The organism is Pseudomonas sp. R1-18 (assembly GCF_051132095.1).
GTDB lineage: Bacteria > Pseudomonadota > Gammaproteobacteria > Pseudomonadales > Pseudomonadaceae > Aquipseudomonas.
Genome location: NZ_CP071658.1, coordinates 3,970,649 through 3,987,427 on the forward strand (window position 1 = coordinate 3,970,649; position 16,779 = coordinate 3,987,427).

At 60.5% G+C, this 16,779-nt stretch carries 18 protein-coding genes and 1 riboswitch; of the genes, 7 read left to right on the plus strand and 11 right to left on the minus strand.

The features are described 5' to 3' along the window. Nucleotides 1–7 precede the first annotated feature (7 nt). The 3 genes from J3P77_RS18200 to J3P77_RS18210 form a co-directional block, all read right to left on the minus strand. Complete coding sequence (locus tag J3P77_RS18200; RefSeq protein ID WP_434677971.1) at nucleotides 8–1,945, minus strand: DUF1302 domain-containing protein; 1,938 nt, start codon at nucleotides 1,943–1,945, stop codon at nucleotides 8–10. A 353-nt stretch (nucleotides 1,946–2,298) separates the two neighbouring features. Beyond that, nucleotides 2,299–3,981: a fatty acid--CoA ligase gene (locus tag J3P77_RS18205; protein WP_434677972.1), complete on the minus strand. Its 1,683-nt coding sequence runs from the start codon at nucleotides 3,979–3,981 to the stop codon at nucleotides 2,299–2,301. A gap of 118 nt (nucleotides 3,982–4,099) precedes the next feature. Continuing rightward, nucleotides 4,100–4,729: a LysE family translocator gene (locus J3P77_RS18210; protein ID WP_434677973.1), complete on the minus strand. Its 630-nt coding sequence runs from the start codon at nucleotides 4,727–4,729 to the stop codon at nucleotides 4,100–4,102. Nucleotides 4,730–4,813: 84 nt separating this feature from the next. Between J3P77_RS18210 and J3P77_RS18215 the strand changes: the two genes are divergently transcribed. From J3P77_RS18215 to J3P77_RS18225, 3 genes are all read left to right on the plus strand, one after another. Further along, the gene (locus J3P77_RS18215; RefSeq protein ID WP_434677974.1) at nucleotides 4,814–5,779 is read left to right on the plus strand and encodes a 2-hydroxyacid dehydrogenase; all 966 of its coding nucleotides are present in this window, start codon (nucleotides 4,814–4,816) and stop codon (nucleotides 5,777–5,779) included. A gap of 163 nt (nucleotides 5,780–5,942) precedes the next feature. After that, nucleotides 5,943–6,941: a methyltransferase gene (locus tag J3P77_RS18220; RefSeq protein WP_434677975.1), complete on the plus strand. Its 999-nt coding sequence runs from the start codon at nucleotides 5,943–5,945 to the stop codon at nucleotides 6,939–6,941. Between the two features lie 39 nt (nucleotides 6,942–6,980). After that, nucleotides 6,981–7,118: riboswitch (yybP-ykoY riboswitch) on the plus strand. Between the two features lie 69 nt (nucleotides 7,119–7,187). Next, nucleotides 7,188–7,772, plus strand: a complete 585-nt coding sequence (locus J3P77_RS18225; protein ID WP_434677976.1) for a TMEM165/GDT1 family protein — start codon at nucleotides 7,188–7,190, stop codon at nucleotides 7,770–7,772. 36 nt (nucleotides 7,773–7,808) lie between these two features. On the opposite strand, the gene J3P77_RS18230 is transcribed toward J3P77_RS18225, so the two are convergent. The 4 genes from J3P77_RS18230 to J3P77_RS18245 form a co-directional block, all read right to left on the minus strand. Then, nucleotides 7,809–8,639 carry a M48 family metallopeptidase gene (locus J3P77_RS18230; protein WP_434677977.1) on the minus strand — a complete coding sequence of 277 codons (831 nt, stop codon included), beginning with the start codon at nucleotides 8,637–8,639 and terminating at the stop codon, nucleotides 7,809–7,811. A gap of 179 nt (nucleotides 8,640–8,818) precedes the next feature. Then, nucleotides 8,819–9,448 carry an SOS response-associated peptidase gene (locus tag J3P77_RS18235; RefSeq protein ID WP_434677978.1) on the minus strand — a complete coding sequence of 210 codons (630 nt, stop codon included), beginning with the start codon at nucleotides 9,446–9,448 and terminating at the stop codon, nucleotides 8,819–8,821. Nucleotides 9,449–9,479: 31 nt separating this feature from the next. Next, nucleotides 9,480–9,740, minus strand: coding sequence for a putative signal transducing protein (locus tag J3P77_RS18240; RefSeq protein ID WP_434682056.1), 261 nt, complete (start codon nucleotides 9,738–9,740; stop codon nucleotides 9,480–9,482). Then, nucleotides 9,740–9,922 carry a CPXCG motif-containing cysteine-rich protein gene (locus tag J3P77_RS18245; RefSeq protein WP_434677979.1) on the minus strand — a complete coding sequence of 61 codons (183 nt, stop codon included), beginning with the start codon at nucleotides 9,920–9,922 and terminating at the stop codon, nucleotides 9,740–9,742. The genes J3P77_RS18240 and J3P77_RS18245 overlap by 1 nt, the downstream gene beginning before the upstream one ends. A 105-nt stretch (nucleotides 9,923–10,027) precedes the next feature. Between J3P77_RS18245 and J3P77_RS18250 the strand changes: the two genes are divergently transcribed. Both J3P77_RS18250 and J3P77_RS18255 read left to right on the plus strand, forming a co-directional pair. Next, nucleotides 10,028–11,191, plus strand: coding sequence for a 1-acyl-sn-glycerol-3-phosphate acyltransferase (locus J3P77_RS18250; RefSeq protein ID WP_434677980.1), 1,164 nt, complete (start codon nucleotides 10,028–10,030; stop codon nucleotides 11,189–11,191). 127 nt (nucleotides 11,192–11,318) lie between these two features. After that, complete coding sequence (locus tag J3P77_RS18255; protein WP_434677981.1) at nucleotides 11,319–11,525, plus strand: hypothetical protein; 207 nt, start codon at nucleotides 11,319–11,321, stop codon at nucleotides 11,523–11,525. An 81-nt stretch (nucleotides 11,526–11,606) separates the two neighbouring features. On the opposite strand, the gene J3P77_RS18260 is transcribed toward J3P77_RS18255, so the two are convergent. Then, entirely contained in the window at nucleotides 11,607–12,191 is a 585-nt protein-coding gene (locus J3P77_RS18260) for a YajG family lipoprotein (RefSeq protein WP_434677982.1), read from the minus strand. Nucleotides 12,192–12,367: 176 nt separating this feature from the next. Between J3P77_RS18260 and J3P77_RS18265 the strand changes: the two genes are divergently transcribed. Together J3P77_RS18265 and mqo are read left to right on the plus strand one after the other, a co-directional pair. Beyond that, the gene (locus J3P77_RS18265) at nucleotides 12,368–12,601 is read left to right on the plus strand and encodes a hypothetical protein (RefSeq protein ID WP_434677983.1); all 234 of its coding nucleotides are present in this window, start codon (nucleotides 12,368–12,370) and stop codon (nucleotides 12,599–12,601) included. A gap of 724 nt (nucleotides 12,602–13,325) precedes the next feature. After that, nucleotides 13,326–14,834 carry a malate dehydrogenase (quinone) gene (gene mqo / locus J3P77_RS18270; protein ID WP_434677984.1) on the plus strand — a complete coding sequence of 503 codons (1,509 nt, stop codon included), beginning with the start codon at nucleotides 13,326–13,328 and terminating at the stop codon, nucleotides 14,832–14,834. Nucleotides 14,835–15,221: 387 nt separating this feature from the next. On the opposite strand, the gene J3P77_RS18275 is transcribed toward mqo, so the two are convergent. The 3 genes from J3P77_RS18275 to J3P77_RS18285 all read right to left on the minus strand — a co-directional run bounded on the left by J3P77_RS18275 (nucleotide 15,222) and on the right by J3P77_RS18285 (nucleotide 16,743). Then, nucleotides 15,222–15,509 (minus strand): PA4642 family protein, encoded by a 288-nt coding sequence (locus J3P77_RS18275; RefSeq protein WP_434677985.1) that lies wholly within the window; start codon nucleotides 15,507–15,509, stop codon nucleotides 15,222–15,224. A 65-nt stretch (nucleotides 15,510–15,574) separates the two neighbouring features. Then, nucleotides 15,575–16,069, minus strand: a complete 495-nt coding sequence (locus J3P77_RS18280) for a hypothetical protein (RefSeq protein ID WP_434677986.1) — start codon at nucleotides 16,067–16,069, stop codon at nucleotides 15,575–15,577. Nucleotides 16,070–16,185: 116 nt separating this feature from the next. Next, entirely contained in the window at nucleotides 16,186–16,743 is a 558-nt protein-coding gene (locus J3P77_RS18285) for a hypoxanthine-guanine phosphoribosyltransferase (protein WP_434677987.1), read from the minus strand. Nucleotides 16,744–16,779: the final 36 nt, after the last annotated feature.

Genomic DNA, 16,779 nt, shown 5'->3' on the forward strand with positions numbered 1-16,779 from the left:
CGTGTTCTTAGAAGTTCATGCCAAAGCTGAGCGCCACGAAATCTCGGTCATCGACCGTGGTGTACTTCCCATCAAAGAAGTTGGTGTAGGACAGGTTCGCGGTGTATGTATTCTGATACTCGGCATCCAGGCCCAGGCTGACCGCCTTGCGGCCTTCCTCGAAGTTGCCGCCAGGGCCGGGCGAGTAGCCCTTGACGTCATGGGACCAGGCCACGCTCGGCCGCAGGTTTACGCCGGCGTACACGTTGTTGTAGTCCCAGATGGCCCGGGCGCGATAACCCCAGGAGTTGGATGTGGTGAAACCATCGTTTTCGCAATAACGGCTGAGGTTGTTCTGCTCGGCGCCGGTTAGCGTGCCGGCGTTGAGCACAGCGCACTGGCCGGCCGGGAGCGGGCCGGGACCGTAGACCGGGTCGCGGCCGTAGCGGATTTCCGAAGTGCTTTCCAGACCGCCCACATGCGTCCAGCCTACTTCGCCGACCACGGTCAGACGATCAGCGCCCATCACCTGATCGAAGAAGTGCGTAAGCGTGGTTTGCAGCTGGGTGATTTCCTTGCGGCGGTAGCCCGGCTGATCCGTATTGGGACGCCCAGGCAACAGCGACACGTTCGGGTTCAGCGGGGTGATGCCCGAATACAGGATGTCAGTGGTGTTGACCTGCACCGGCGCGTTCGGCCGATAGCTGATCTCACCGCTCCACGCTGTACCGGTCGCCAGCGTGGTGGAGAAGCTCAGACCATACAGGCGGATGTCTTCAGGGTATTCGACGTAGTAGCTGGAGTTGCCGGCCACCACCAGCGGCAGCAGGGTCGGTGCAAGACCTACCGCAACCGACGCGGGAATGCCATTTCGAACCAGCGAACCCACGAGCCCCGGAGCACTGAACGAGGCCGCCGAGCCACCCCGTCCGCTGAAGATCGGCGCACGGCTGTGATAGTTCATCATGTACGCGCCGAACTCGGTGTCCAGCGGCTCGTAGTTGTAGCGCAAGGCAAAACCGAACTGGCCGCCGTCACGCGCATCCCGGTCCGGGCCGCGACGCACGATGGCGCCTTCGTCGGGATTGCCGAAGGTAACGCCCTGCTGCGATAGCGAGTTGAATATCGCGCCCCGCGCAGCAGCCGGCAGTCCCGCCGCGGCCAGGGAACTGTTGAGGCCGGCGCGGCTGCGCAGCACAGCGAGATTGTTGTCACAGCCATCGGCGATAACATCCGGCTGCGAGAAGAAGGTGCCGCAGTTGTCGACCACCGTCTGGTCCCACTCCAGCTGGTAGAAACCTTCAGCCGAAAGGTTGTCGGTCAGGCTTTGCTGCAGATAGAACATGTTGACCGGAATCAGGCCTTCCTTGATTTCCGAACCCGGACGCCGGAAGGCGGAAACATCGATCGGGTTGACGCTGTTGATGCCGCCCTGGATGAAAGTACTTTCACCCCAACTGATCACCTGTTTGCCGAAACGCACCGCACCCGGCTGATCGGCAATGGCGTAGTTGTGATAGACGAATGCATCGAGCAACTGGAAGCCGGAAGACTTGGCGCCTTCCTTGCGGTTGGAATCACTGATGTCCTTGAACTCGCGGCTTTCATCCTTGAGTTCGAAGTCATACCAATACTTGCCGCGCAGAAACACGCCGGTATCGCCGTACTTCAACTCCAGATCGTGAATACCTTTGAAGATCTTCGAAAAGGTCTCGCCACGTTTGAAGTTAAGGTGGCCGTCATCGGAAGTCTGCGACAGGCCGCGTCCGCCGTTGTTGGCACCGATGAGATTCTTGTTGGCTTTCTCGGTCGACCAGCTGGCACCCACCGACAACGAGGAGTCGAAACTGCCCTCGATTTCGCCGACATTGAAAGTAACGCCGAAGGCCGGGCCGGCGAGCGAGGAGGCAAGGCTGACTGCCAGGGGAAGTTTCGCCCGGCGCCAGAAAGGGTTTGCTGTGGTCATCGACGCTACTCCATGTGCTTTATTGTTATGGCAGTGGGAACTTCAAAAAAGCGGACCAGCCATCGAAATCGGAAACTGACGGTTACAGCTCGTTCAGACAGCCCGGAGGCTACAACACGAAATGCATGCTTTCGCTCTTGCTCATTCCCTGTGCCGACTATATCCAGCAGGCCGCTGCGCTTGATCCCTCTAAAGTGTGATTTGCAGCATGAAGGCCTCTGGCCCGCCGGTTCCCGAGAGGTTCCGACAGGCCTGAAACGCAGAATGGCTTAAATTGAAAATTTGGCAAGCAGTGCTCGCGGCCCGACTACGCACACGCCTGCCGGGCCCGCCAGGCATGGCACGGGCGTTTGTTACAGCCTGGACAGAAATGCGCTGTCAGTGTTCTGCCATTCAATGATGTCCTGACGCATACGTTTTTTATCGAGCTTGCCGACACTGGTCTTGGGAATTTCAGTAACAAGCGCGATCTGGTTTGGAATCGCCCACTTGTTGATATGACCTTGCTCGACAAACGGCGTGAGGTGTTGCTTCAAACCTTGCGCGTCCAGGCTGTGACCTTCGCGCAATACCAGCAGCGCAAAAGGCCGTTCGCCCCATTGCGAATCGGCTACTCCGACCACTGCAACTTCGCGCACGGCCGGATGACGACTGCACAGGTCTTCCAGCTCCAGCGACGAAATCCATTCGCCGCCGGTCTTGATCACGTCCTTGATCCGGTCCCGAATATCGATAAAGCCCATGTTGTCGAGCGTCGCCACATCGCCGGTGTGCAACCAGCCACCGGCCCACAGCTCGGCGCCCTTCTCCGGCTCGCGGTAGTAACTCTGCGTCAGCCAGGGCGCACGCAGCACCAGCTCGCCTTGCGTTTGGCCGTCGGCAGGCAGGAAGTTGCCGTCTGCGTCGACAATCGCCGCTTCCACCAGCATGCCCGGCACGCCGGCTTTGATCCGGTAGTCGATGCGCTGCTCTTCGCTGCCGGCGAACAGTTCCTCGTTAAGGTGTGCCACCGAGATCAGCGGACCGGTTTCGGACATTCCGTAAGCGGCAGTCAGCTGGATACCCCTGGCCTTGGCGGCGTCATACAGGCTGCGATTCAACGAACTGCCGCCGATGATGATCTTCCAGCCGCCAAAATCCGTGTCCTGCGCGGCCTTGGCATTGAGCAGCATCTGCATGATGGTCGGCACGCAATGGGAGAAAGTGACTTTCTCCTTGCGCCACAGCTCCACCAACAACTCAGGGTCGTAGCGGCCCGGATAAACCTGCTTGAGGCCAAGCATGGTCGCGGCATAAGGCACGCCCCAGGCATGCACGTGAAACATCGGCGTGATGGGCATGTACACGTCGTCGGTGCCCAGCAGCCTGACGCTGTCGATACTGCCCATGATGGTCGCCACGCCCAGGGTATGCAGCACCAGCTGACGGTGGGTGAAGTAAACGCCCTTGGGGTTGCCGGTGGTGCCGGTGGTGTAGAACGTGGTCGCCACCGAATTCTCGTCGAAGTCCTCGAACACGTAATCGGGGCTCGCGGCAGCCAGCAGCTCTTCGTATTCGCCGGCAAAGTTGGGCAGATCGGCGGTCTTGTCTGGCAAGTCGGTGAGCAGAATGGTCTTTTCGACCGTTGTCAGATGGCCTTGAATGGCGCTGTACAGCCCGAGGAATTCGCTGTTGACCAGCACGACCCGGTCGTCGGCGTGGTTCATGGTGTAGACGATCTGTTCGGGGGAAAGCCGTACGTTGACGGTGTGAATGACGGCTCCAATCATCGGGATCGCAAACATGCATTCCAGATAACGATGGCTGTCCCAGTCCATCACTGCCACGGTGTCGCCGGCCTTGACGCCGGCAGCCGTCAGCGCGCTTGCCAGGCGGCAGATGCGTTCGTTAAGGGTCAGATAGGTGTAGCGAACAGAATCGCGATAGACAATTTCGCGCGTTTTTTCATAGCGGCTGCCGGACATCAGCAGCCGTTTGATCAACAGCGGGTACTGGTAAGCGCCGTCGGCGGGCGCTAGAACGCGAGTCTGTAACATATGAGTCCCTTTTCAAAGTCCACAGGCGAGGCTTGAAATATGGACTCTGAAACCCACCCTCGCCAGTCGCATCAGTCAAAGGGATGATTTGCTGACGAGCGAGGATGTAACGCGCGGGTCAACGCACCTCGGTAAGCGCCAGCTTCAGGCCCAGCGCGACCAGCACACCGCCCATCGCCCGGTCGAACCAATGCCCCATGCGTGCGAAGCCGGCCCGCACCCGGGCCTGGCTGAACAGCCGCGCCACCATGCAGAACCAGGCGGCGGTCGCCACGGCCAGATAAATGCCGTAGCCGCCCTGGACCAGCAACGGCGTATGCGGGTTGATCACCACCGTGAACAGCGACAGGAAAAACAGGGTGGCCTTGGGATTGAGGCCGTTGGTCACAAAACCGCTGACGTAGGCGCCTTTGGCGCTGCGCTCGCTTGGCGCGGCCTTGAGTGCGTCATCCGACGGCTTGGCCGGTCGGGCACGCAGTGCCTTGAAGCCGATGTACAGCAGGTACGCGGCAGCGGCCCATTTCAGCGCGTTGAACAGCACGATGGACTGCGACACGATAAAGCCGATACCCAGCAGCGAATAACCCACATGCAGAAAGATCGCCGAGCCCACGCCCAGCGCGGCCCAGGTGCCGGCCTTGCGTCCATGGGTAACGCTCTCGCGCACCACGACGGCGAAGTCAGGGCCGGGGCTGGCGACTGCTAGCAAGTGAATCAGGGCAACGGTGAGAAATTCTGCCCAATACATGAGCCCTCCTGGAATGTTGACGAGCATCGGCTCTGGTAGGCTCATTACCTTACGCTTCCCATTCACGGCACAAAAGGTACAGCTATGAGCAATACCGGCAGAGCAGTTTTCCTCGACCATACCTCGCTGGATCTGGGTGATCTGGATCTCGGCGCATTGCATCAGAGCTTCGCCGAACTGCAGCTGCATGCGAGCACCCTGCCCGATCAGGTAGCCGAGCGGTTGCGGGGCGCGCAGGTGGCGATCACCAACAAGGTCGTGATCGACGCACATACTTTCGCATCCTGCCCAGAGCTGAAACTGGTTCTGGTCACCGCCACCGGCACCAATAACGTCGACCTTGTGTCGGCGCGGGAGCATGGCGTGACGGTGTGCAACTGCCAGGGTTACGGGACGCCATCGGTGGCCCAGCACACCCTTTTGTTGCTGCTGGCACTCGCCACCCGCCTGCCGGACTACCAGCACGCCGTGCAGCATGGGCTGTGGCAGAAATCTTCGCAGTTCTGCCTGCTGGATTTCCCCATCGTCGAGCTGGAGGGCAAGACGCTCGGGCTGTTGGGCCACGGCGAACTGGGCAGTGCGGTGGCGAAACTGGCCGAGGCGTTCGGTATGCGCGTGCTGCTCGGGCAGATTCCGGGACGACCGGAGCGCCCGGACCGCATTCCGCTGGCCGAGCTGTTACCGCAGATCGATGCGCTGACCTTGCACTGCCCGTTGAACGACCAGACCCGCAACATGATCGGCGCTCACGAGCTGAGCCTGCTCAAGCCGAGCGCGTTCATCATCAACACCGCGCGTGGCGGCCTGATCGACGAACAGGCACTGGCCGATGCATTGCGCAATGGTCATCTGGGCGGTGCTGCATCGGATGTTCTGAGTGTCGAGCCTCCCGTGACGGGCAACCCGCTGCTGGCCGGTGACATCCCGCGCCTGATCGTCACCCCGCACAGCGCCTGGGGTGCCCGCGAAGCACGGCAGCGCATCGTCAGCCAGGTCGCGGAAAACGCCACAGCGTTCTTCGCCGGCGCCCCGGTGCGCGTTGTGGGTTAACGCCAGCAGGAGCGCCCGGGCGGCGATCCGCTTGCCCGCGACGACGGCGCATCTGGAGACACAAATGTGTCGGATGTATTTGCGCCGTCGCGGGTAAGCGCGCTCCTACGCGGTAACCCGCTGCATCGGTGTTAAACTCCGCGCTTTTTCAGGAGCCCAGTCCATGGACCCGCGCAGTGAAGTGTTACTCCGTCAGGCCGAGTTGTTTGAGGGTTCGGTGCTGTTGGCCGGGTTGCCGGCTGACGATCTGCTGGGCAAGCTGCCGGACGCACGTGGCTGGTGCTGGCATGCTGGCGATCAGGCGGCCCTGGACGCCCGCTTTGCCGAACGCACGCATTTCGGCGTTGAAGCTCCTGAACAGACTTTCGACGCAGCGGTGCTGTTCCTGCCCAAGGCCCGCGACCTGACCGACTACCTGCTCAACGCACTGGCCTCGCGACTGGCGGGGCGCGAGCTATTCCTGGTCGGCGAGAAGCGCGGCGGTATCGAAGCCGCTGCCCGGCAACTGAGCCCCTTTGGCCGTGCCCGTAAACTCGACAGTGCACGCCACTGCCAGCTCTGGCAGGTCACGGTCGAGCACGCGCCGCAGGCAGTCGCCCTGGAAAGCCTTGCAAAGCCCTATCAGATCGATCTGCCGGACGGCCCATTGACCGTGGTCAGCCTGCCGGGCGTGTTCAGTCATGGTCGGCTGGACCGCGGCTCGGCCCTGTTGCTGGAAAACCTGGACAAGCTCCCGAGCGGCAACTTGCTGGACTTCGGCTGCGGAGCCGGAGTGCTCGGCGCTGCGGTAAAGCGTCGCTACCCGCATAACGATGTGATCATGCTGGACGTCGACGCCTTCGCCACTGCCAGCTCGCGCCTGACGCTGGCAGCAAACGGCCTGGAAGCCGAGGTTCTGACCGGCAATGGCATCGATGCAGCGCCAATGGGGCTTAATACCATTCTCAGCAATCCACCATTCCATGTCGGCGTTCATACCGATTACATGGCCACCGAGAACCTGCTGCGAAAAGCACGTCAACATCTGAAATCAGGCGGCGAACTACGCCTGGTAGCCAACAGCTTTCTGCGCTACCAGCCACTGATCGAAGAGCATGTCGGAATGTGCCGAATCAGGGCTCAAGGCAACGGGTTCCGGATCTACAGTGCCAAGCGCTCGTAGAAATAAGCGCTTGCCGAATGGATTCTGCAAAGGCAGAATCCGCTCCGTCCTAGGGGAGTAGTCTCCCACGAGCGCCATGCTCGTCCGGCGCGCATCAACATACTTGGTCCTCAGACCATGGTGCGTGCGACCCAGGTCCGCTCAGACGGATCAGTGGTTTGACAAGACCTATGACACGCACACCTTACCCGGGGCGGGGAGGTCGTACGTGTCATAGCCGTGTCGACCCGCCCCTCAGGAAACCTGATGCTGGAATCACTTCTAATCCCCACTGCAGTCGTTGCGCTCGCTGAAATCGGCGACAAGACGCAATTGCTCGCGCTCATTCTGGCTGCACGCTTTCGCAAGCCCTGGCCGATCATCGCCGGCATCGTCGCAGCGACGCTCGCCAACCACGCGGCGGCAGGTGCCGTAGGTGCCTGGGTCAGCAACTTTCTTTCCGACGCGGTGTTGCACTGGATTCTGGCCGCGAGCTTCGCCGCCACGGCGTTGTGGACACTGGTTCCGGACAAGATGGACGAGGATGAGGCCAGCACCGCGCGCAAGTTCGGCCCGTTCATGACCACACTGATCACCTTTTTCATCGCAGAAATCGGCGACAAGACCCAGATCGCCACCGTGATGCTGGCCGCGCAGTATTCCTACCTGTGGCTGGTCATCATCGGCACCACGGTAGGCATGCTGATCGCCAACGTGCCGGTGGTACTGGCGGGCAACTTCGCCGCCGAAAAACTACCGCTGACACTGATCCGCCGACTGGCGGCCAGTGCCTTCTTCGTCCTGGCCCTAGTAGCCGTGTACAAGGCCATGCAGGTCAGCGGCTGGGTTTGATTCGTATGCTGCGGCGCGTAGGATCGGGTCAGGCTTTCAAGATTTTTTGGCCTGCTGATACAGCGGCATGACTTTGGGAATCGCGGCCTGCAGGGCGGCGATTCGGTTTTCCGAAGCCGGGTGAGTGCTCATGAACTCGGGCTGCGAACCACCGGCGTTCTGCGTCATCTTCTGCCAAAGGGTGATGGCAGCGTTGGGGTTGTACCCGGCGCGTGCCGCCAGCTCCAGACCCAGCAGGTCCGCCTCGTTTTCGTTGCCACGACTGTTGGGCAGCGTCAGGCTGTAATTCACGACCGTGTCGGCGAGCGCCAGGCTGTCCTGCCCCAGACCCAACAACGCTCCGGCGCCCTGCCGCGCCATCTGCACACCATAGGCCTTGGACATCGCCTCGCGGCCATGCTCGCGTAAAGCGTGGGCGATTTCATGGCCCATCACCGCGGCGATTTCATCGTCAGTCAGCTTCAGCGTGTCAATCAGGCCGGTATAGAAAATGATCTTGCCGCCCGGACCGCAGTTGGCGTTCAGGTCGTCGCTTTTGATCAGATTCACTTCCCATTGCCACTGCGCCGCATCAGGTCGCAGCTTGGGTGCCTGGGCGATCAGCCGATCGGCAATGGCATGTACTCGCTTGGCGCTGGCGCTGGTGGTATCGAGAACGCCCTGGCTGTTCGCCTCGCCCACGGTCTGTTGATACGACTGGGCGTACATTTTGTTCACTTCGTCGGTCGAGAGCATGCTGAACATGTATTGCTTGCGCTCGACACCGACCGCATCGCCCGACGTCGTGTTGACGGCCTGACAGCCGCCGAGCAGTAGCGCAGCGCCGAGCGCGCAACTTGAGGCACCACGGGCAAATGACTGACGCATGTTGGTTCTCCTGGTAGATAAGGCGGTGATCCTGAGACGTGCAGCTACTCTGCGCCAGACACCGGCCGGTCGCCACATTGGTCCGTGATTCGCAAGGATGGTTCCCGGCCCTGTATCGTGGTTGTGTCTGCTGTGTACCAGATTTTCCACGCATCGCAAGGCCGTTCAATCAAGCTGTATCAACTCAGTGGCGTCAGGCACTCGGGCGCATTGAGTTTGGGGTCGTTGACCAGGTTGGCCAGCGGCCGCTCGCGCAACGCCATCTGTGGCGCGGCGAGCAATGCCTGTAACGCAGGCAATGGTGTATCGCTGGCAAGCCAGGCCTTCTGCCCTTCGGCATCGAGAATCAACGGCCGGCGCTGACTGGCCGCGGCCTGAGTCACCACCGCAACACTCAGCCATGTATGGCCCTGAACCGGATAGGCTTCCCAGACAGCGGCAAAAAACAGCGCAGAGCCTTCGGCGGGCGTGAGCCAGAACGGACGCTTGCGCACGGTGCCGCGCCATTCGTAAAAACCGTTGGCGGGCAACAGGCAGCGGCGCAGGCGGAACGCTTCGCGAAACATCGGCTGTTCAGCCAGCGTTTCCGCCCGGGCATGAGCCGGTGTGCGGGAGAGGTCGGTCAGCCAGGCGGGCGTCAGGCCCCAGCGAGCGCGTGCCAGTTCAAGCGCGCCCTTGTCTTCGCCTGCCCGCAGCATCAGCACCGAGTCCGACGGAGAGATATTCCACTGCGCCTGCTGATCCGCCGGAAAGCCGGGCAAGGCCGCAAACGCGGGCGTCCATCGAAACAAGGCATAACGTCCACACATGAGGGTAACAGCGCTCTTTTTCAGGCAGTAATCAGCACACCAATATATCGGGAATACTGTCCGGCTCGTCGCCGGATAATGGCAGGGCCGCATTGTACGCGGTGATCAGCGCCCGCGCCCGCTCGACCTGATGATCATCCACCGCGATGGCCAGCAGGCCGGACATCGGCAGCTCGCCCATCCCGCCCAACAGGTCGCGGCCGGTGAGGCGCGCCTGGATGCCTTCGCTGGCGAGCATGCCCTGCAACAGTTCGCCTTCCAGAAGATTTTCAGGCTCGTAGATTTTCTGCATCATTCGTTCTCGCTGCGAACGTCCAGACTCCAGTCATGGCCGTCCGTGCGCAGGTCGAACGCGATGGGTCGGCAACAGACCGGGCAGTCTTCTATGTACTGCTGGTCACCTCCCGACAGGTCGAGCACGGCCTCCACGGGTTCGCCACAATAAGGGCAGTCATAACTCTGTAGTTCCTGCATCGCGGCCTCCGGGACCAGTTGTGCGTATAATTGCCCCATTCTTTGAAGGTAGTTTTGCCAAGCATCACCTTCTTTTACCCTATCCGATTCCAACAAGAGAGCATGATGGGCGAATTCGATGCCATCCGACCTTACAACGATGCAGAAGTCCCCGCCGTACTGGCGCGCCTGCTCAGCGACAAAGCCTTTCTCGCTATCCTTACCAAATTCCGCTTCCCGCGGCTGGCCAGTACGCTCGGCTGGTTTCTGCAACCGACCCTGGCGCGCAAGTTGCGCCGCGAATTTGCAGGCATCAACTCGGTCGCCAGCCTGCAGGACAAGGTCGAGTATTACGTTGACCACACCATCGAGCGTGCCACCGACGGCGTGACGTACACCGGCGTGGAGCAGCTGAAATCCGGCACCGCTTATCTGTTTCTGGCCAACCACCGCGATATCGTCATGGATCCGGCGTTCGTCAACTACGCGGTGTACCACGCAGGCCTGCCGACGCCGCGTATCGCAATTGGCGACAACCTGCTGCAAAAGCCTTTCGTCAGCGACCTGATGCGCCTCAACAAGAGCTTCATCGTGCATCGCTCGATCAGCGGGCGGCGAGAAAAGATGGCGGCTTATCAGTTGCTGTCGGCTTATATCAATCACTCCATCACTCAGGACGGTACATCGATCTGGATCGCCCAGGCCGAGGGCCGGGCCAAGGATGGTGATGACCGCACCGAGTCGGCGATCCTCAAGATGTTCCACATGAGTCGCAAGGATGAGCCGTTCGGCGAGGTGATCCGCTCGCTGAACCTTATTCCGGTGTCGATCAGCTACGAATACGATCCATGCGACCATGCCAAGGCCCGCGAGTTGTATATTCGCGCCACGACCGGCAGCTACGTCAAGACGCCGGGCGAGGACGACGTGAGTATCGCGATGGGCATCACCGGCTATAAAGGCCGCGTGCACGTGAACTTCGCGCCGCCGATCACCGAACTGTTCGAGGACACCAAGCAGCTGGCCACCGAAATGGATCGCCAGATTCTCGGCGGTTATCGACTGTTCCCGGTGCATTACCTGGCGTATGCGCAGTGGAGCGATGCCGATCCTGCGCTGGACGTGCCAAAAGCCGAAGACCTGTTCCCCGCCGAGGAACTGGCACGGGCAAAGGAGGAGTGGCAGAACAGGCTGGAAGGCGCGCCGGTCGAACACCGGCCGTATCTGGTCCAGCAATACGCCACGCCGGTGCGCAATCAGTATCGGGTGAAGGCAGGGTTGCCGCTGTAATGTGGGAGGGAGCAAGCTCCCTCCCACAGAATTTCGCACCGAATCTGTGGTTGTCACCAGACCGTAATCCAAGCCGGGCATTGTATGGCTCCCTGAGGGACGACCTCCCCCTTTTCCGGAGCTTTTGATGCTGCACGCAATGAATCAGGACCGCCTGTATCTGATCGCACCGAGCGATGAACAACAGGACTTGATCGACGGCCTGGCCTTCAACGTTCAGGACCGCCACTGGCTGGTTTACTGCGCCTTGGGCGGGCATGTTCATCATGATCTGCCGGACCTGGATCACGCGACCGGCCTGAGTTTTCTGGAGCTATATCAGCAGGCCGCCTGACCGCTTCGGCAGCCACAAAAAAGCCCGGCTCTCTTACGAGGGCCGGGCTTTTTCATGGCTTGTAGGCTGCAACAGCAGGCTTTATTGCGACAGCGTGGCGCCGATGGTCGCGTCCTGGAAGACACGGGTCAACGCATCGCTCAACACGTCGCTCACCAGCTTGGTGTTGGTTTCCTGGTTGGGTGCCATGCCGAACCGCTGGTCCAGCGAGGCGGCGTAGCGACCACTGTAGTTGCGACCGTTATTGCGAACGTCCGCGCGGAACGTCGAGCTGATGGTGGCTTCGGTCACGTACATGCTTTCCTTGGGCGACTGATATTTAAGATCAGCCAGGGTCACGGTCAGCTGTGGAGCGTTGCCGTTCCCGGAGGTCGGCGTGAAGCCCAGCAGACGCACGGCGGCTTCAGCCTGAGCCTGCAGCTTGGGAACAATGTCGTTGCTGCTCACGCTGATGGAACTGGTTTCCGGGTACATCCCGCCTCGTGTACCCAGATTCGGGCCGGGACGACCGTCTACCACGCGAACGACCACCGGCTGACCATGGCCGACCGGGGCCAGTTGCGCGTTCAGCTTGGGTTGAGGACTCAATTGTTGCGGGCTGTGAGCACAACCCACCAGGGTCAGACTGCTTACAGCAAGCAAACCGAACAAAAGGCGACGCAGCATGCTTATCTCTCCATGGGTCAGGCACTGAATGGGCGGCAGTATAGCGGCGTGGAACGCCGGCTCACTAGTTGAAAATGGGACTCGCGGCAAACCGCAATGGTTCAGCCATGGAGGTGTCACGAGGGTGTCACGTCAGCGCGGCAAGATTGCCCCCATCACTCGTCAGGAGTCGCGCCATGAATCTGTTCTGGTCGCTGTTCACCACCCGCCGCCAATACCGCTATTACGCACACGTCGATCAGGCCGGAATCTGCCGCGCCATCAAGCATTGCGCGCAGCGCCCGACCGGCTCCGAATGGGTCGAAGTCACAGAGCAGCGGCTTGCCTGGCTCGATCAGCCTTTGCCGGCCAACGCCAGGGTCAGCCGCCCGCTATCGCGCTCGACAACGCGGCGTTTGCTCACTGCCTGACCGGATGGCGAATAAAAGTCAGTTAATCCGATCAATTTGCGTCGTTTCATCGCTATAATCTCCCCCCGATTATAAGGACGTCTCCTGATCGGGCCTCGCAGCATCGCCAATCGTCGTATTGGCACCTCCGTATCGCCCACAGAGAGCCGCCCACACAGGTCATGTGCACACCGACGTGCTCGATGGACGGCAGTGAATCGCTCGAACGAATCGAACCTTTCTCCCGCGCCAGCGCCTCACAGTGTATGCATCTGGTCTGCCAGAGCTGCTTGAGCAGCCCTTTTCGAGGTTTGGTTCACGTTTCCAAAAGGACGTGAAAAACGGGTTTCACTACTTCACAAGAGTGTGGCGAGCAAATGAATAGGTACGCGTTTGTAAAAGCACCATTAGCGTCTGAACCGGCCCCCTTGAACAGGACTGACCGCGACTGCGCCTCCAATACCGGTGCCTGAAACCCTTGAACGGGCCTGGTCGAAAGACAAGTGCCTTGACGATGGTCGAATGGCCCAGCGGGTCTGAAAATGAGTTCATATGCTTATGATGGACACTTCATTCAGCCTGACCGGGACCTGCGCTTTAAGATGCGAAAAATTGCGAAGAATCGGACAGGTGATCCTGGCCGGGACCAATGGGGCCCAACCTTGCTGCACGCCCCGGTCTTCCGGCATCCAGCCTCAGGATCGTATGCCGTCAATTTGGTGCTGCAGATTTTGGAGACGCGTTAATGGCGCATAACGAAACAGTCGACGTGGTACTGGTCGGAGCGGGCATCATGAGTGCCACCCTGGCGGTACTGCTCAAAGAGCTCGACCCCGGCCTCAAGCTGGAAGTCGTTGAGCTCATGGATTCCGGAGCCGCGGAGAGTTCCAACCCGTGGAACAACGCCGGTACCGGTCACGCCGGCCTCTGCGAACTCAACTACACGCCGCCGGCCGCCGACGGCTCCATCGACATCAAAAAAGCCGTACACATCAATACCCAGTTCGAAGTGTCCAGGCAGTTCTGGGCATACCTGGCTCGCAAAGGCACTTTCGGTTCGGCACGATCCTTCATCAACCCGGTTCCTCACCTCAGCTTCGTTCAGGGTGAGAGCGGCATCTCGTTTCTCAAGACCCGCTTCGAAGCCATGAGCAAGCACCACGCCTTCGCTTCGATGGAGTACACCGAAGACAAGGCCAAACTTGCCGAGTGGATGCCACTGATGATGCCTGGGCGCCCCGCCGATGAGAAGATCGCCGCGACGCGAATGCTCAACGGTACGGACGTCAACTTCGGTGCTCTGACAAACCAGTTGCTCAAGCACTTGTCCAGCGCGCCTGACGCTCAGGTCAAATACTGCAAACGCGTCACCGACATCAAGCGCAACGGCGCGGGCTGGACGGTAACGGTCAAGGACGTCAACAGCGGCAGCAGCCGCGACATCGACGCCAAATTCGTGTTCCTCGGGGCTGGCGGCGCGGCCTTGCCGCTGTTGCAGATGTCTGGCATCGAAGAGAGCAAGGGCTTCGGCGGCTTCCCGGTCAGCGGCCAGTGGCTGCGTTGCGACAACCCGGAAGTGGTCAAGCATCACCAGGCCAAGGTCTACAGTCAGGCAGCGGTAGGTTCGCCGCCAATGTCGGTACCGCACCTGGACACTCGCGTGGTCGACGGCAAGAAGTCGCTGTTGTTCGGACCTTACGCGGGCTTTACCACCAAATTCCTCAAGCACGGCTCGTTCCTTGATCTGCCGTTGTCGGTGCGCGTTGCCAACATCAAGCCGATGCTGGCGGTGGCCCGCGACAATATGGACCTGACCAAGTACCTGGTCAGCGAAGTGATGCAGTCGATGGAGCAACGCCTCGAATCCCTGCGTCGTTTCTATCCGCAGGCACGCGCCGAGGACTGGCGCTTGGAAGTGGCCGGGCAGCGGGTTCAGATCATCAAGAAGGATGCGAAGAAAGGCGGCGTGTTGCAGTTCGGCACCGAACTGGTGTCGGCAAAGGACGGTTCTCTTGCGGCATTGCTGGGCGCCTCGCCGGGCGCTTCGGTAACGGTTTCGATCATGCTGGAATTGATTGAGCGCTGCTTCCCGGAGAAAGCCAGGACTGAATGGGCCGCCAAGCTCAACGAAATGTTCCCGGCCCGAGAAAAGGCTCTGGAAAGCGACGCGCAGCTGTACCAGCGTATCAGCGCCCAGAACGACGAAATCCTTGAGCTGGTTGAACACACCAGCGAGGCACCTAGCCTGGCGTAACGTTGCGCCGTGGCAATAAAAAACCCGTGTGCTCATTGAGCCACGGGTTTTTTATTGCCAGACCGGTATCTGTTCGCCTGTGACGCCTGTGGGGGCGGTGCTGCACTTGCAAGCTAACGGTCTTTCATCTGCCGCAGGCGTAGGAGCTGGCTTGCCTGCGACCCGCCCGGAACCGGCAGCATCCAGATTGGTGCGGTGTGTCTGGCACGGCCAAGGCGCCTGACCTGCTGCCGCTGCGCGCCAGATCGCAGGCAAGCGGAGCGCCGCCCGGCCAGCTCCCACGCCCTTCGGGCAGAAGCGCACACAGATCACCTCACCAGTAGGCGCCACCAGGCGGCGCTGCGCTTGTTTACGAAAGGGCCAGGCCATCCGGCAAACGGTTCAGGGTCAGCCGCGAGCCTGCTGGATCAGCTCGATGTAGTCTTCGGCGTTGCGCTGATCCTTGATGAGGGTCACGAAGTCGTTGCCCTGCTCGTCCTTGCCATCCAGGTCGTAGCCGGCGTCCTTGAAGAACGCCAGGAAGCGCTCGAAATCGTCGATCCGCAATCCACGGTAAGCCTTGATCAGCTTGTGCAGCGACGGCGATGTGGCGTCGTGCGGCTCGAAGTCGAGGAACAGTCTGATCTGCTCGTCGCCGATCTCATCCCCAATCACCTGCTTCTTGTCTTTACGCATTGCGGGCTCCAGCTTGTCGCGGCTTTTCAACGGGCGGGCAGTTTACCCTCCGCCATGCGCGCGGCTCAACGCGTGCGTGAGACGGCGGTGTGCAGGTCGGCCCAGATGTGCCCGTTGGCATAGCTGAGAAACTGGCAATAGACCTTTTCGTTACGCAACAGATCGATGAGCACTCGATACTCCGACGCCGGGTAATACAGCGTCAGCGTGCGCGAAGGCTCGTCGTAGCTCGGTTTCTTAAGGCTCTTGCTTTCGCCGCTTTCAAAATGAATCAGCACCTGCCCGATGGTCGCGCCCTTGTTCAGCGGCTTGCCTTTGAGGCGCAGCATCAGGGGCGATGTGACCGGAATCGGTTGTTGGCTGGACTGACGCTGGTTGCCGGCGACCACCGAATATTCAGTGATCTGCAACAGTTGCTGCTGCTCGGGAACGCCTTCACGCAGGTTCAGGTCATCAGGCGGCAGATACTGCTCATGCATGGGTTCGGCAAAAGCCGGAGCGAGTGGCGAGAAGCCGAGCACCACGGCGAGCGCCAGAAGGCGAGGATGGATGTACGTCATGAGAACTTCCCTGGGACCGACCGATGCGTACTACAGCGGTTCAGGGCGCGCGGGTCAACAGCCCTTCTTCCATCCGCCAGCGAATGCCCCCGCGCAGACGCGGGGACAGGCGCGCATTACAAGCCTTTGACGGCGTAGATACCGGCTGCGTTGCGCCAGTAGCCTTTATAGTCCATGCCAAAACCGAAGATGAAACGGTCGATGCAAGGCAGGCCTACGTAGTCAGCCTTCAGGTCCGGGCGGGCTTTGCGATTGTGGTCCTTGTCGATCAGGACCGCAGTGTGCACCGCCCTAGCGCCGGCATGCTTGCAGAAGTCGATGATCGCACTCAGGGTGTGACCTTCGTCGAGGATATCGTCGATGATCAGCACATCACGGTCGATGAACGAGATTTCCGGCTTGGCTTTCCAGAACAGGTCGCCGCCCGAGGTCTCGTTGCGATAGCGGGTCGCGTGCAGGTAGGAAGCTTCCAGCGGGAAGGTCAGATGCGTCAGCAGTTTGCCTGAGAAGATCAGGCCGCCGTTCATGACGCAGAACACGACAGGGTTGCGATCAGCCAGTTCGGCGTTGATCTGCGCGCCGACACGGGCAATGGCGGCATCGACTTCGGCTTCCGTGTACAGGCAGTCAGCCTCGCGCATGACAAGACGGATATGCTCGAGATCAGCGGACATGAGGCTCTCCAGATGGGGGCAGTGTAAGAAAAGCGG